The following is a 15,104-nucleotide window of genomic DNA, read 5'->3' as shown; positions in this document are numbered from 1 at the left end:
AGCTTTTGAAAAAGCTTTTTAATTTTTGCCGTAAATTTATCTGACTATTTCGCCACGAGTAGTAATAAGCTGAGGTGTTATAACTTTACAGATAAGCCAGCATAAAAATTTCTGGTTACTGCTGCATTAAAATAACGATTGTTCGCTGCATTTAAATCATTTCCTAAACTATAATTTTCATTAAATAAGTTATTTATCCCGGCAAAAAAATCAAATCTGCTATTGCCGATTTTTAAATTTCTGATTCCAGCTTTAGCTTCCACCAGATTATATTTATTTGCAAAAACAGTATTCAAATCATTGAGCGATATAGGCGAAGTATAGTTGTGTTGACCAAAAAAATAAAAGCCACTTTTGAAATTGAATTCTAAACTGCTCACTAAAACACTTTCTGGTACTCCAGTTAATTTATTACCAGAATAGTTTGCATTTCCACTAATAAAATCTTTGAAGCGATAATGGCTAAAAGTATAACTATTTCTAAATCTTAATTCGTTTAAAAAACCAGAATCGTTCTTAATTATTGTTATTGCGGCTTCTATTTCAATTCCTTTTTGATTTGTACCTCCTGCATTTATAAAATATTCGGTATCGTTTGTGTTTAACCTTCTAACAATCGCATCTTTTAATTGATAATTAAATATATTTCCATTTGCGTAAAAACGGTTGTTTTTGGTTTTGTAACGCAAACCCAATTCATAATTCCATCCTTTTTCGGCTTGTAAATTATTATTTATATTATTATCAGAAGAACGAACCTCGGCAATGGTAGGAGGTGAATAACCTTTACTTACAGAACTCCGAAGAGAAAATTCTGGACTTAACAGGTAGGAAACCGCCAGCTTTGGCATTAGCTGAGTAGAAAATTTCCGTTGTTTTTCAGTAACTATTATTGGGAAAAAGCTTTCGTATTTATAGTTGAAGAAATTTAGGCTTGAAGATAATTCAACGAGTATTTTACTGTCAATATCAAAATTCAAACGCAGGAAAGCAAAACTCTGATTGGCTTTTAAATCATCATAAGCCTGCATAGCTGCTGGAGAACCAGCATTATTATCGAAGTTTTTAACCTGTGTTCTGGTTTCTGCAGCCTCTATACCGCCTTGCATATTCCATTTAAAATGCTCGGTATTCTTTGCATATTCTAAAAAGGTTCTCAAGCCTAAAGTACTTTCATAACGCTTTTCATAATTGGTAATAAACGGGTTTTTGAAATCTGTATAAGAAGTGAACAAAGCCACAACATGTTTGAAATGCTGATCGATTTGATAAGTGTTCGATAAGCCAGCAAAAATTGTTTTATTATAAATAGCTGCTTGTTGCGTTATTGCACCTGGGATTGCAGGTGTCGCTGGCCTGGCTTGCTTTGGATTTTGTTCTAGTTGCCCTGCCGTCAAGCCACCTGGAGTTTGATAACTTAAGTCGCTGTAGAAAATAAAAGCTTTTAAAAGGCCCGAAGGACTATAGTTCCATTCTTGATTGGTTTGGAAATATTTCCTTTCCATTCTACTGTTCTCTCTGTAACCGTCGCTTCGCTGATAGCCTTGGGTAACACTAAAGTTGTAATTTTTAAATTGATGCTGAACATTTGCCGTTTGATGGAATAAACCATAAGAACCACCTGTTAACGATAATTCGATATTGTTTCTCATTGGCGGAGAATTCACAATTATAGCGCCACCAGTATTAGCACCAAAAACACTTGCTTCCGGACCTTTGTAAATTTCAATAGAACTAAAAGAAGCTACATCTATCAAATTCAAATAAGTATTTCCTCCTGCATCAGTTAATGGGAAATCATCAACATACACTTTAATATTTCTTATTCCGAATGGCGAACGCAATAAACTTCCTCTTAAGGATAACCTATAACTTCCAGGGGAACGTTCTTCCATTCTAACACCCGGAACGGTATTAAAAGTACTAACTAACGAGCTACTCTGCTGGTTTCGAATCAAATTGCTATCAATTAAACTAACTGCAGAAACGGAACGCAAAATAGGTTGCTTGTTATAATAGCCTTTAACAACAACCTCCTTTAGTTTAGCAGCCGAATCCAGCTTGCTAACCTGTGCATAAATTGAAACTGATAAAATTGTAAAGAGAAAAGTAAAAGCTAATTTCAAACGGAAAGATTTAGGATGATATTTAAACAAAAAATTCACAGATTTACCATCGTTAAAATTACGATTAAAATCTGTGAATTGAGGACCTGGGGATAAGCTTATTTAGCGGCTACTTTCCATACGATTCCGCTTACATCATCTGCTACCAATAATGCGCCATCAGGCGTTAAGGTTACACCAACAGGTCGGCCATAAACCTCACCTTTCTCTGCATTGGCAATAAAACCAGTTAAAAAATCTTCGGGTTTACCTATTGGTTTGCCATTTTTAAAAGGAACAAACGCAACTTTATAACCACTCAAAGCTGAACGATTCCAGGACCCATGCTGACCAATAAATGCGCCGCCCTGATATTTTTCCGGGAATTTTGTGCCTTTATAAAAAGCTAAACCTAAAGATGCTGTATGTGACCCCACTGGGACATCGGGTGCAATTGCCTTCTTTACTAATTCAGGATTTTTGCCTTTCATTCTCGGATCTTCATTTTGTCCGTAATACGAAAACGGCCAGCCATAAAATGCATCTTGTTTTACGCTGGTGATGTAATCTGGAACAAGGTCATCGCCTAAGCCATCACGTTCGTTAACAGCAGTCCAAAGCATATTTGTACCTGGCGCCCAATCTACTCCAACAGGATTGCGCAAGCCACTAGCATAAATTTTTTCTCCTGTTCCATCAGGATTAATTTCTAAAATGTTGGCACGTCGAACTTCATTCTCCATTCCATTTTCACCAACATTACTGCCAGAACCAACCGTTATGTAAATTTTGCTTTTATCTGCATTGGTAATTAAATTTCTGGTCCAGTGGTTATTGTAGCCTCCGGCAGGCAAGCTTAAAATTTTCTTTCCATTGCCTGTAATTTTTGTGTCGCCAGTTTTATAAGGATATTGCAAAAGGCCGTCTGTATTGGCTACATAAAAATTATTTCCAATAATAGCCATGCCATAAGGCTGATTTAGGCCAGTTAAAAAAGTAGTAACTGTTTCTGCAATTCCATCTTTATCAGCATCGCGATACAATAAAATCGTATTTGCACTCTTACCCGGAACTTCAGATTTTGCTTTACCAGTTACGGTATTTGCTACGGCCTCGACGGCACTTCTCTCAGAATTCGTTAGCACAACTAAAACATCGCCATTTGGTGTGATAATCATATTTCTCGGACTTTTAATATCCGAGGCAAATTTCGTTACCACGAAACCTTCTGGCGCAATAGGTGTTTTGCCCGCAGGCCAGCCAATAACCTTGCTGAATTTATTTTTTGATGCCGCAGTGTCTGGAGCTGGTAATGTTACCTGTTCTGATTGCGTTGTTATCGATGTCGAATCACCCTGTTGTTCAGAGCCGGATTTTGACTGACAACCAAATATCGTGGTTGAGGTAATGGCTAAGCCATAAAATAAATGTTTTTTCATCTTAAATATTTCTTGATATTTAGGTTAAATTGTCTGAAAGATAACATCAAAGTCAAGCACTTGTTTTTGATAAAGTAAAAAGCAAAAGGTTTTTAGCACAACTTTTATGGTTAATTAGCATATTAAAAAGTTAACTTATCCTTTTAAGATTTTAGTTTTCTCTTCGTTAAATTCTTCCTGAGATAAAATTCCAGCATCAAATAATTCTTTCAAATCTAACAAGGCTTGCTTTTTAGTGCTCATATCATTTTTCCCCGGCTCTACTGGCAATGGATTATTTACTTTCTGCTGCGCTAAATTAGAAGGTCCGAATTTTAAAAGCTGCTCGGTAATTTCATTAAAGCCTTTAATATTAGAATAATCAATGGGCTTTTGTTCTTTCACATTGGTAATAGCTGGATCTGCTGATTTTTCTAATAACAACTTAACAGTGTCTTTTTTACCGTTTACTGCTGCATAGTGTAGAGCGGTGTTTCCGCTTTCATCCTGAATGTTTGGATTAGCACCTTTCTCTAAGAGTAATTTCAGCATACCTAAATGACCGCTTTTCGCTGCAACGTGTAACATGCTTTCTCCTCCATACTGGTAGTTGCTATCGAAAGAGAAACTTGAAGAAATCGAAATATTATTGGCTGTTTCCACCCAATCAAGGTATGAATATAGGGAATCGTCATTGCCAGATAATGGTTTGGCGTAATTTACATCAACACCATTTGTTAAAAAAAGTTCCACAATTTCTTTTTGATTATGACTACTGGCGTACCAAATAGGAGAGAGGCCATTTTTTGAAGAAACGAAAATATCAGCACCTTTATCTATCAAAATTTTGGTCAACATTCTGTTTGAATCGAAGCAAGCTAATAACAATGCCGATTCACCTTCATGGTTTATATGGTTAATATTGCCTCCATTATCAAGTATAAACTCGACGATGCTTATGTTTTTAGACTTTACAGCGAATAGCAAAGGCGAATTCCCCTGTTTGTCTTGCGTGTTTATATCTGCTCCATGAGATATCAGTTTCTCCGCAATTGCTTTATTTCTCCAAATTGCTGCAATAAGTAGTGGGGTTTGGCCCTCATTGTTTTCGCTATTGACATTCAAGCCCTCTAACAAAAGTTTATCTAAAATTTCTATCTGCCCATTTTGAGCAATGAGGTGCATTAAACTATTTCCCTTAAAATCCTTGATGGTTGTTTTGGCACCTTTTTCTAGAAGATACAGGGCAGTTTGTTTCTGTTTTTGTAATATGGCAAAGTAAAGTGGTGTTTCTCCGGCATGATCTTCGTAATCTAAATCTGCTCCTTGTTCTATTAAAATTTGTACCAAATCCAGGTAGCCTCGGTGAGCAGCATAGTGTAAGGCCGTTCTTCCTTTTTCATCGGTATAGCCTATCTCAACCTCTTTGTTATTAAGTAAAAGCTCAGCTATTTTTCTTTTGCCACTTTCGCAGGCAATTATGAATGACATTGACATATTTTTTCTAAAAGATTAAGATTGTTTCATTAAAAGTTCTACCGTTTTAATTTTTAAATTATCATCAGAAGCCAGCATTAATGCCGTTTGATCCTGATCATTTGTAATCGAAACATCAGCTCCGTTTTCAATTAACAGTTTAACTTTTTTATAGGTTTCTTTTGCGTTTGATGCATCGTAATTTACGTTGAATGCACAAACCTTATGTAAAAGTGTATTACCATTATCGTCACCTCGATTTACATCTACCTGACCAGTTTCTATTATGGCTTCTAAAAGTTCAGTTGGTTTCTCGGCAATTAAATCCATTGGAGTTTTTTCTTTGCCATAATAAATGCTCGGCTGATATAGGTCTGCACCATCTTCAATTAATTTTTTAAGTAACAATATTCCATTGGCTGAAGGGGAAATCATTCTTAAGTAATCAAAAAGTATAGTAACCTGATCCTTATTTAAAACATCTAACTGCGGTTGAGTGAAGGCGCTCATTTTAGCATACATTTCAACAGACTGCAGATGCGCTACGGCATAAAAGAAAGCCGAATTTCCTGTTTTATCCAGATGATTAGCATCTGCTCCATGCTCCATAAGAAAAGCTATTAGTTTCGGCTTATTAGACTCTATCGCTTGTATTAAAGGTGTTTTACCTACAATATTTTCTGCATTAATATCTAGCCCTTCATCAAGAAAAATATTGATATAAGAAATTTTTAAATCATTCAGAGCTTCGTCATCAAGATCATATCTTCTTTGATTATTCCTGATGATTTGATGTATGTAGGTTTCTTCTGCATTGTTTTTAAAATTAACGTTGCAGCCTGTTTCAATCAATATTTTAATCAAGTCGGCTGAAACAAGTTTTTCCAAAAAGTAACCCAATAGCGTTTGGGTTGAAACCTCATCATTAAGGTTTTCGAACCTCGAAATAAAATCCCTGAAAAATGTGAGCCCATTTTCGTCTGTTTTTAAATGCCTTTCAACAGTTTGAAAAACACTTCTTTCAAAATTATCGAACTCATATATGTCTGTTTCGATGGTTTTATCCTTAACAAAATGAAGTATCAGTTCATATTGTTCTGCTTTGAACAGGTTATCGAAAATTTGCGATAGCTGATGGGGGAGTAACGTTTTTGGTAGCTTATGGCCTGTATTAACCATTTCGGCTGCTTCTGTAAATTTATTTTCGTATAAAAGTTTCTCTAAATCTTGATTCATAGTTGTTTTATAATGTTAAAATGCCATTTTTTTAGGCGTAAATGCTTCATAAAAATCTACGCTTTATATTTACATATTTATGGTTTTTAAAACTTTTTTGTTTAAAAACGTTTAATTTTTTGAATAATTACTTCTAAAATCTCTTGGTGATTAAAATACAAATAACATTAGGATGTTCCTTAATTCAATCGATTATTTTATCTTTAGGCGATTTTAAAAAAAGATGAGTTTTAATCAAAATTCTAATTGTTTCATTAAATTAAATAGTAAAAAATCAAATATACCATGTCAAATACATCAAAAATCATCTACACCAAAACAGATGAAGCGCCAATGCTGGCTACTTATTCGTTGTTACCTATTGTGCAAGCTTTTACCGCATCAGCAGGTATTGATGTAGAAACCAGAGACATTTCGTTAGCGGGAAGAATTTTGGCAAACTTTCCGGAATATTTAAAAGATGACCAAAAAATTGGTGATGCTTTAGCTGAACTTGGTGCTTTGGCAACAACACCTGAAGCCAACATTATTAAATTACCAAATATTTCAGCTTCTATTCCACAGTTAGTTGATGCAATTACGGAGTTGCAATCGCAAGGTTTTGCGCTTCCAGATTATCCGGATAATGCACAAACTGATGAAGAAAAAGCTATCAAAGCAAAATATGCTAAAGTTTTAGGTTCGGCTGTAAACCCGGTTTTACGCGAAGGTAATTCTGACAGAAGAGCACCTAAAGCAGTTAAAAATTATGCTAAGCAAAACCCGCATTCAATGGGTAAATGGTCGGCAGATTCTAAAACTAAAGTTGCCAGCATGAGTGAAGGCGATTTTTATGGTTCAGAAAAATCTGTAACGATTGCTGATGCAAGTCAGTTTAAAATTGAATTTGTTGCTGCAGATGGAGCCGTAACCGAATTAAAAGGTTTAGCGCCGTTAAAAGCCGGCGAAGTTATCGATAGCTCTGCATTGAGTTTATCGGCTTTAAAAACTTTTGTGGCTGCAGCAATTCAAGAAGCAAAAGCTTCTGGTGTTTTATTATCAGCACACTTAAAAGCAACGATGATGAAGGTTTCTGACCCAATTATTTTCGGAGCAATTGTGGAAGTTTATTTTGCAGATGTTTTTGCTAAATACGCAGAACTTTTTAAAAAATTAAACATTGATACACGTAATGGTTTAGGTGATGTTTATGCGAAAATTGCTGGCAAGCCGGAACAAGCGGCAGTTGAAGCTGATTTAGCTGCGGCAATTGCAAATGGACCAGCTTTAGCAATGGTAAATTCTGATAAAGGAATTACCAACCTACACGTTCCAAGTGATGTAATTGTTGATGCTTCTATGCCAGCAATGATTCGTACTTCAGGTCAAATGTGGAATAAAGACGGAAAAGCTCAAGATACTTTAGCTTTAATACCTGACCGTTGTTATGCTGGTATTTACACAGCAACAATTGACGACTGTAAAACAAACGGTGCTTTTGATGTTACCACAATGGGTTCTGTACCAAATGTGGGTTTAATGGCTCAAAAAGCTGAGGAATATGGTTCTCACGATAAAACTTTCCAGGCTACGGGAAACGGAAAAATCCAGGTTACTGATGCAGATGGTAAAGTGTTTTTCGACCAGAAGGTTGAACAGGGCGATATTTTCCGTATGTGTCAAACTAAAGATGCACCAATTCAGGATTGGGTTAAACTTGCAGTAAACAGAGCTCGTTTATCTGAAACACCTGCAGTTTTCTGGTTAGATGAGAACAGAGCACACGATAGAGAAATTATCGCTAAAGTAAATAAATACTTAAAAGATTTTGATACTGCTGGGCTAGACATTCGCATTTTGGCACCTGTTGAAGCCACTAAATTTACCTTAGAGCGCATTCGTAAAGGTGAGGATACAATTTCGGTAACTGGTAACGTTCTTCGCGACTACTTAACAGATTTATTCCCGATTTTAGAATTAGGTACATCTGCTAAAATGCTTTCTATTGTTCCTTTAATGAATGGTGGTGGTTTGTTTGAGACCGGAGCTGGTGGTTCTGCACCAAAACATATCGAACAGTTTATCTCAGAAGGCTATTTACGCTGGGATTCACTTGGCGAATTCTTAGCGCTTCAAGCTTCCTTAGAACATTTATCGCAAACGCAAAATAATGCAAAAGCACAAGTTTTGGCCGATGCTTTAGATGAGGCAAATGCTAAATTTTTAGCTACTGATAAATCTCCAGGTCGTAAGTTAGGAACTATTGACAACCGTGGTTCTCATTTCTATTTAGCTCTATATTGGGCAGAAGCCTTAGCTGCTCAAACTAAAGATGCAGATTTGAAAGCTAGATTTGGGCCTTTAGCAAAAGCTTTAACGGAAAACGAAGCCAGAATAAATGAAGAGTTAATTGGTGCTCAGGGTAAGCCTCAAAACATTGGCGGCTATTATAATCCTAATGATGAATTAACTGAAAAAGCAATGCGTCCAAGTGCAACTTTAAATGCTGCTTTAGCAAGTTTGTAAGAATTAATTAAAAATACCAAGCCTGATTATGAAAATAGTCAGGCTTTTTTGTTTTCATTTTTTTCGAATCTCAAAACCTAAGCCACCTCTTTTTGTTATATTTATATAAATTAAAACATACATCATGGCAGATAACGAAAATAAAGGTTCACAGGATAAAATTCATAGCACCACGCAAAATAGCGAAATCGATAAAGAAAATTTATCTTATGATAAACATAAGCACAGCTATGAGTTGGATGTAAAAAGTGAGGATAAAGATTACGATCATCCGATGGGTTACGAAACTGTTGCTGCGGGTGCAGTAGATGACGATTCTACCTACGATGAAGCAAACCCTTATGTGGGTGATGAATATGCCAGGAATGATGAAATTGCAGATGACAATCTGGAAGAATTAGGGATGCATGTTGATAATGGCGAAAGCGTAAAGTTAAGTCCTGAGGATGAAATTTTGGCACGTACAGATGAAGACAACCGTGATGATTTGGATGAAGAAGGTTATCCGATTAATGATTTGCCACAGAAATAGTTTTTGAGTTTGTAGTTTTCAGCTGGTAGCCTACAGTTGCTGGTTGAAAACTAAAAATTCCCAATCGTAAATTATCTTATGGATTTACATCAAGATTAAATCTTTTCCTCAGTTCCTCAAGCTTAGGGTTTTTATTAACCAGATAATCATATTTCTCCCGATTTCCATAGAGTCTGTTTTCCAGTTTACGCTCCATCTGTTTAAAAGTAATATCGACAGCGAAATTTTGTAGCTCATTTCTTAAAAAGTTCATCAGTTCTACAGATTCCTGAACAATGAACTGTTCCTGCGTTTTACTTTCAACAGAAATTTGAATTAAAGTTGGACTTAGTAAGGTTGGTGCAAAATTGTTTAAAATGGTAAACAAGTTTATTTTATCTGTTTCTTTTAAAATCTGTATATAACGATTCCATACTTCCAAAAGCCTTTCGTAAGTAAAAGCCTGACGGGCTTCTCCTGTAACGGTTTTAGGTGTTCCATCATCCTCACCATTGGCAACACGTTCCAAATCATTTAACGATGGAATTAGTGTATTTCCCAGATTTACCTTTGGAATTTTTATACTTATAGATGTAGCCGATGGAATTGGAGCAACTCTTGGTTTTTCTTCTATAGCAGGACTGGTAGGGCTTGAAGCTGTCGAGCTATTTGATGATGATGGGCTTTGGGTTTTAGCCTTTAGCCTTTCTTCTTGTAAAAGGTTTTCGCTTTCAGATGGAGAAGCTTTTTCAGCTACGACATTAGTTTTTTTTTTATCCTGATCTTGGTCAGTTGCTGTGTTACTAATGTTTAAAGGTTGCTGCGCCAGATGCACGACGGATCGAATGTGGCACATTTTTATCAGTGCCAGCTCAACCTGTAAACGTTGGTTTTTAGAATTCTTATAGTTTAAGTCGCAATTATTAGCAAGATTTAATGCGGTTAATAAGAACGAAAGTTCTGTTTGCTTGCATTGCTCCAGGTATTTTTGCTTAATGTTTTCGCTTACTTCTAAAAGCTTAATGGTTGCACCATCTTTGCCCACCAATAAATTACGGAAGTGCGTAGCCAAGCCATTAATAAAGTTATTTCCATCGAAACCATTATTTAATATTTCATCAAATAAAAGTAATGTCTGGCTAACTTCTGCTGCGGTTAAGTACGAGGTAAGCTTAAAGAAATAATCATAATCTAATATGTTCAGGTTATCAATTACGGCCTTATAGGTAATATTTTTATTAGCGTAACTGGCAATCTGGTCAAACATCGAAAGCGCATCTCGTAAACCGCCATCTGCTTTTTGAGCAATGATATGTAAACCGTCGGCTTCGAATTCAATATTTTCGCGACTTGCAATTGTTGCTAAGTGGTTAGAAATGTCTTCAACCTGAATTCTGTTGAAATCAAAAATCTGGCAACGGGATAAAATTGTTGGCAAAATTTTATGTTTCTCTGTAGTTGCAAGAATAAAAATTGCATAAGATGGCGGTTCTTCTAAGGTCTTCAGAAAAGCATTAAATGCGTTTGCCGAAAGCATGTGAACCTCATCAATAATATAGATTTTATATTTGCCAGCTTGTGGCGGTATGCGAACTTGTTCAATCAGACTACGAATATCATCAACAGAGTTGTTTGATGCCGCATCTAATTCATGTATGTTAAAAGAATGACCTGTTTGAAACGAAACGCAATTTTCACATTGTCCGCAGGCTTCCATTTCTGCTGTAGGATTAGTACAGTTTATGGTTTTTGCAAGAATACGGGCACAGGTGGTTTTACCAACTCCACGCGGACCGCAGAATAAAAAAGCTTGTGCTAATTGGTTGTTTTTGATGGCATTTTTTAGCGTACCTGTAATATGCTGCTGGCCAACAACGGTTTCAAACGTTGCCGGACGATATTTACGGGCAGAAACAATAAAATTTTCCATCGCCACGAAAATAGGAAAAATTTAGATGTTGTAGGTTGAAATAATGAAATGTTGAAAAGTTAGCAATGGCTAGTTATCAGTTTACAGTTATCGGTTTACAGTTTTTCGTTGATAGTTATCAGTTTACGTCAATGAAACAGCCATTTCATATAGCAAATAACAATTCAACGATTTCTAGCAACTAATAAACACGACCTATTTAATCACCGCCTTTAATTCTTGCCTATACTGCGATGCACTTTTTCCGGTAAACTCCTTAAAAAGTTTGTTAAAGTGACTAAAATTATGAAAGCCGCTTTCAAAACAAATATTAGCAATACTCATTGGTTTTTCTGCCAAAAGCTTTGAAGCATGTACAATCCGGTATTCATTTACAAATTTTGTGAAAGTCTTTTTAGTTATCTTTTTAAAATAGCGGCAAAATGAAGGAACAGTCATGCTCGTCATATCTGCTATTGATTCTAAACTAATTTCTTCAAGAAAATGATCTTTTACATAATTAAAAACCATATTAATTCTGTCGTTGTCCTGAACTTGCATTTCCATAGAAAAGCCTGAAGCATTTAGGATTTTGAAGTCAGCAGATTTCTCCAGCTCTTTTAAAACACTCAATAAAGTTAGGAGTCTTTCAAAAGGTGGTTGGCTTTCCATTTTTTCAATGCGGCTTCCAACTGCCTGTATTGCCTCTGCACCAAAAGCAATTCCTCCCTTTGCTTTGTCAAATAGTTCGAGTATTGGTTTTACTTCCTGAAGTTTAAGGAAATCATTTCCTAAAAAATCAGGTTTCATCTGAATAACGGTTTCATTTTTGTTTCCAGTGTGTGTGTCAGTGAAGCCACAATGAGGCAAATTGCTCCCAATCAAAATTAAATCCCCATCGGTATAATAAGATACATGGCTACCAATTTGCCGCTTTCCGGAACCGCCATTAACAAAAACCATTTCAATTTCGGGATGATAATGCCATAAGTGTGCTTTGTTATTGGCATTTTCCACATATTTCGAATAATAAAATGAGCTTCCGAAAGAGGGCTCTACAACTTCAAAACTTGGTCTGATTTTTTTCATTTCTACTTCAAAAATAAGAAATAAAATATGCTTAATTGCTGGGTTTGTATATGAATGTGTAATTTACGGGTAAAATAGCATAGTTATTGGAAAATATGGAATCAACTATGTGCCTGAAACAGTGGTAATTTAGCATTATCAAATAATTACAAACCCTTAAAAATTATTGATCATGAAAAATTTACTAAAAATCAGCCTTCTAGCAGCAACAATGTTTACTGCATCGGCAACATACGCAAACGACGAGGTTTACTCACTTAAAGTAAAAGCAGAAGATAATAAATCTATTCGCTTTTTTATCGATGAGGCTTCTGATATCAATTTATCAATAAGAGAAGCTAATAGTGAAGTTTTATTCCAAGAAAATATTCATTCAACAGGTGCTTCTACAAAAACTTACGATTTGAATGCTTTGCCAGATGGTGAATATGTGCTTAATGTAGAATCTGATTCGAAGTTAGCAGAATACAAAATTGTGATTGCGGGTAACAAAGCAGTGATTTCAGAGCCAACAATTAAAAATATTTTCAAACCTATTATTACAAAAGAAAACTCATTAATAACCCTTACTCTTGATAATGCAGACAATGGACCGATTGATGTTCAAATTTATAATGAGTATAATGATGAACTTTATAAAGAAACCTTTACTAATAAATCTAAATTGGTAAAACGTTTCGATACATTAAAATCTTACGGTAAAGAATTAACTTTTGTTGTAACATCGAAAGATCAGGAAGTTGTAAAAACAGTTCAAATTCGCTAATTCAATTAAATATTTAAATTAATTAGGGATTATCTTTTCAGATAATCCCTTTTTTGTTGAATAGTTTTTTATTTACTTTCCCCAGTTAACCTGAATGTTGTTTTCTTTTGCGTAAACTTTCCCTTTATCCATTAAGGCATTGAAATTTTGCTCAAAACGTTCTCCATACTTTTGATCAATATTTTTAATCATTGCATCTTTTTCATCATCACTGCCCTTACTGTCGCAAAGTTTAGCATAAGCCAGGTATTCATTTTTATAAACAGGGATTACCAATTCATATAGCTGCGTAGAAAGCTTTTTAATCTCTTCCTCTTCAGCTCCGGAAGCGGAAAGCTTTTTCACTTTATCTAAAGATTGCTCTAAATATAAAATTTTGTTTTTGATGTTCGCAGCCGCTTCAGTTCCGTTCTTTTTGCTTGATGGAATATCCGGGAATTCTTTTGTTTCATCATTAATATGACGAGCCAAATCCGGGCTTGCGAAATCGTTAATCATATTTGTATTCAGGATGGCGATATCAAAGAATTTCTCTGGAGTTTCAGAGCAAGCTGATAAGAAAAGGATGATAATTGCAGAAAAGAAAATGCAGATTTTTTTGGATAGTGCTTGTAGTTTGTTCATAATCTAAATAGGGATTTTGGAATAAAATTAAGATTCGATAAGAGCAAAGATTGGGCCGATTAAAATGTTGGCTTAGAAAAATCTATTTTAATATAATAGCTTTTAAATGCTGAATTTGAAGTTTAGATAAGTATTCAGCTGCTTATGAAGATTTTATCAAATGGTTTTAGTTCGTTTTTCTGATTAAAGCTTTGATTTTAAGAAATATATTGTTACTTTTGCGTCCCCGTAATATACCTCGGGATTAAAAATTAAAAATTTTATAACAATGAATCAGTACGAAACTGTTATCGTTCTAACCCCGTTGTTATCAGAAGATGTTGCGAAAGAGGCTATGGCTAAATTCAAAGCAGTTCTTACTGATGGCGGTGCCGAAATTATCCACGAAGATAATTGGGGTTTAAGAAAATTAGCGTATCCGATCGCTAAAAAATCAAACGGATTTTTCAACTTAACTGAGTATAGTGCTCCAGGTGATTTGATTGCTAAATTAGAGTTACAATTAAAACGTGATGAGCGTGTGCTTCGTTTCTTAACCATCAGGTTAGATAAACATGCAGTTGCTTATAACGCTAAAAAACGCAGCGGTGCGTTTAACAAAAAAACTAAGGAGGTTGCAGCGTAATGGCAAGAGAACAAATACAATACGTTACTGCCCCTAAAGTAGAGGATAACCGTAAAAAATATTGCCGTTTCAGAAAAAACGGTATTAAATACATTGATTACAAAGACGCAAACTTTTTGTTAAAATTCATTAACGATCAAGGTAAATTATTACCACGCCGTTTAACTGGTACTTCGTTAAAATTTCAACGTAAAGTGGCTCAGGCCGTTAAACGTGCTCGTCACATCGGTTTGTTACCTTTCGTTGCTGACCAATTAAAATAGGAGGATTTGATATGGAAATTATTTTAAAACAAGATATTAAATCATTAGGCGAGAAAGACGATATCGTTACGGTAAAACCAGGTTATGGTCGTAACTATTTAATTCCGCAAGGATTTGCATCTTTAGCTACAGTTTCTGCAAAGAAAGTATTAGCTGAAAACTTAAAGCAAGCTGCTTTTAAACAAGATAAAATTAAAAAAGATGCTGAAGGTATTGCTGAGCGTTTAACAGATGTTAAACTTTCTATCGGTGCTAAAGCTGGCGAAAGCGGTAAAATATTTGGTGCTGTTAACACTATCCAAATTGCTGAGGCATTAAAAAATCAAGGTTTTGATGTTGACCGTCGTCGTATTACTTTTGAAACTGAACCTAAATTTGTTGGAGATTATATCGCTAACTTAAACTTACACAAAGAAGTGAAAGTTCAGGTTCCTTTCTCAGTAATCGCTGAATAAGCAATCTTAAACAGTATAAAAAAGAGGCTGTCTCAAAAAGGCAGTCTCTTTTTTGTGGAAAAAAAATTAATTTTCGTCCTGTTTAAATTTGATTTATTTCACTGAATTTCAGATATTTAAGT

At 35.2% G+C, this 15,104-nt stretch carries 13 protein-coding genes; 6 read left to right on the top strand and 7 right to left on the bottom strand.

Annotated features, from left to right (window positions below; all coding sequences use genetic code 11):
- Positions 1-77: 77 nt before the first annotated feature.
- From ACFOUY_RS11825 to ACFOUY_RS11810, 4 genes are all read right to left on the bottom strand, one after another.
- The gene (locus ACFOUY_RS11825; RefSeq protein ID WP_378960857.1) at positions 78-2,126 is read right to left on the bottom strand and encodes a TonB-dependent receptor; all 2,049 of its coding nucleotides are present in this window, start codon (positions 2,124-2,126) and stop codon (positions 78-80) included.
- 98 nt (positions 2,127-2,224) lie between these two features.
- Positions 2,225-3,544, bottom strand: coding sequence for a PQQ-dependent sugar dehydrogenase (locus tag ACFOUY_RS11820; RefSeq protein WP_378960856.1), 1,320 nt, complete (start codon positions 3,542-3,544; stop codon positions 2,225-2,227).
- 135 nt (positions 3,545-3,679) lie between these two features.
- A complete protein-coding gene (locus ACFOUY_RS11815) occupies positions 3,680-5,014 on the bottom strand; it encodes an ankyrin repeat domain-containing protein (RefSeq protein ID WP_378960854.1) in 1,335 nt (444 codons plus the stop codon).
- 21 nt (positions 5,015-5,035) lie between these two features.
- Positions 5,036-6,235 carry an ankyrin repeat domain-containing protein gene (locus ACFOUY_RS11810; RefSeq protein ID WP_378960852.1) on the bottom strand — a complete coding sequence of 400 codons (1,200 nt, stop codon included), beginning with the start codon at positions 6,233-6,235 and terminating at the stop codon, positions 5,036-5,038.
- Between the two features lie 285 nt (positions 6,236-6,520).
- Here ACFOUY_RS11810 and ACFOUY_RS11805 point away from each other — a divergent pair, with 285 nt between their 5' ends.
- Both ACFOUY_RS11805 and ACFOUY_RS11800 read left to right on the top strand, forming a co-directional pair.
- Positions 6,521-8,740: an NADP-dependent isocitrate dehydrogenase gene (locus ACFOUY_RS11805; RefSeq protein ID WP_378960851.1), complete on the top strand. Its 2,220-nt coding sequence runs from the start codon at positions 6,521-6,523 to the stop codon at positions 8,738-8,740.
- Positions 8,741-8,864: 124 nt separating this feature from the next.
- Complete coding sequence (locus ACFOUY_RS11800; protein WP_378960849.1) at positions 8,865-9,272, top strand: hypothetical protein; 408 nt, start codon at positions 8,865-8,867, stop codon at positions 9,270-9,272.
- Positions 9,273-9,348: 76 nt separating this feature from the next.
- Here ACFOUY_RS11800 and ACFOUY_RS11795 read toward each other — a convergent pair whose 3' ends face one another.
- Positions 9,349-11,181 carry a DNA polymerase III subunit gamma/tau gene (locus ACFOUY_RS11795; RefSeq protein WP_378960847.1) on the bottom strand — a complete coding sequence of 611 codons (1,833 nt, stop codon included), beginning with the start codon at positions 11,179-11,181 and terminating at the stop codon, positions 9,349-9,351.
- A gap of 195 nt (positions 11,182-11,376) precedes the next feature.
- Entirely contained in the window at positions 11,377-12,249 is an 873-nt protein-coding gene (locus tag ACFOUY_RS11790; RefSeq protein WP_378960845.1) for a helix-turn-helix domain-containing protein, read from the bottom strand.
- Between the two features lie 172 nt (positions 12,250-12,421).
- Here ACFOUY_RS11790 and ACFOUY_RS11785 point away from each other — a divergent pair, with 172 nt between their 5' ends.
- Positions 12,422-13,015, top strand: a complete 594-nt coding sequence (locus tag ACFOUY_RS11785; RefSeq protein ID WP_378960843.1) for a hypothetical protein — start codon at positions 12,422-12,424, stop codon at positions 13,013-13,015.
- Between the two features lie 72 nt (positions 13,016-13,087).
- On the opposite strand, the gene ACFOUY_RS11780 is transcribed toward ACFOUY_RS11785, so the two are convergent.
- Positions 13,088-13,639 carry a hypothetical protein gene (locus tag ACFOUY_RS11780; protein WP_378960842.1) on the bottom strand — a complete coding sequence of 184 codons (552 nt, stop codon included), beginning with the start codon at positions 13,637-13,639 and terminating at the stop codon, positions 13,088-13,090.
- 268 nt (positions 13,640-13,907) lie between these two features.
- Between ACFOUY_RS11780 and rpsF the strand changes: the two genes are divergently transcribed.
- Genes rpsF through rplI form a run of 3 tightly spaced genes read left to right on the top strand, consistent with a single transcriptional unit; the run spans position 13,908 to position 14,982 of the window.
- On the top strand, positions 13,908-14,264 hold the full coding sequence (rpsF, locus tag ACFOUY_RS11775; protein WP_316759519.1) for a 30S ribosomal protein S6: 357 nt from the start codon (positions 13,908-13,910) through the stop codon (positions 14,262-14,264).
- Entirely contained in the window at positions 14,264-14,527 is a 264-nt protein-coding gene (gene rpsR, locus ACFOUY_RS11770; protein ID WP_056093004.1) for a 30S ribosomal protein S18, read from the top strand. Before rpsF ends, rpsR begins: the two co-directional genes overlap by 1 nt.
- Positions 14,528-14,538: 11 nt before the next feature.
- Positions 14,539-14,982 (top strand): 50S ribosomal protein L9, encoded by a 444-nt coding sequence (gene rplI / locus ACFOUY_RS11765; protein ID WP_378960838.1) that lies wholly within the window; start codon positions 14,539-14,541, stop codon positions 14,980-14,982.
- Positions 14,983-15,104 lie beyond the last annotated feature (122 nt).

It is taken from the genome of Pedobacter jamesrossensis (assembly GCF_042650905.1).
In the GTDB taxonomy this organism is placed as follows: domain Bacteria; phylum Bacteroidota; class Bacteroidia; order Sphingobacteriales; family Sphingobacteriaceae; genus Pedobacter; species Pedobacter jamesrossensis.
The sequence above is the reverse complement of the archived record's forward strand: the minus strand, read 5'-3'. Positions and strand labels throughout refer to the sequence as shown.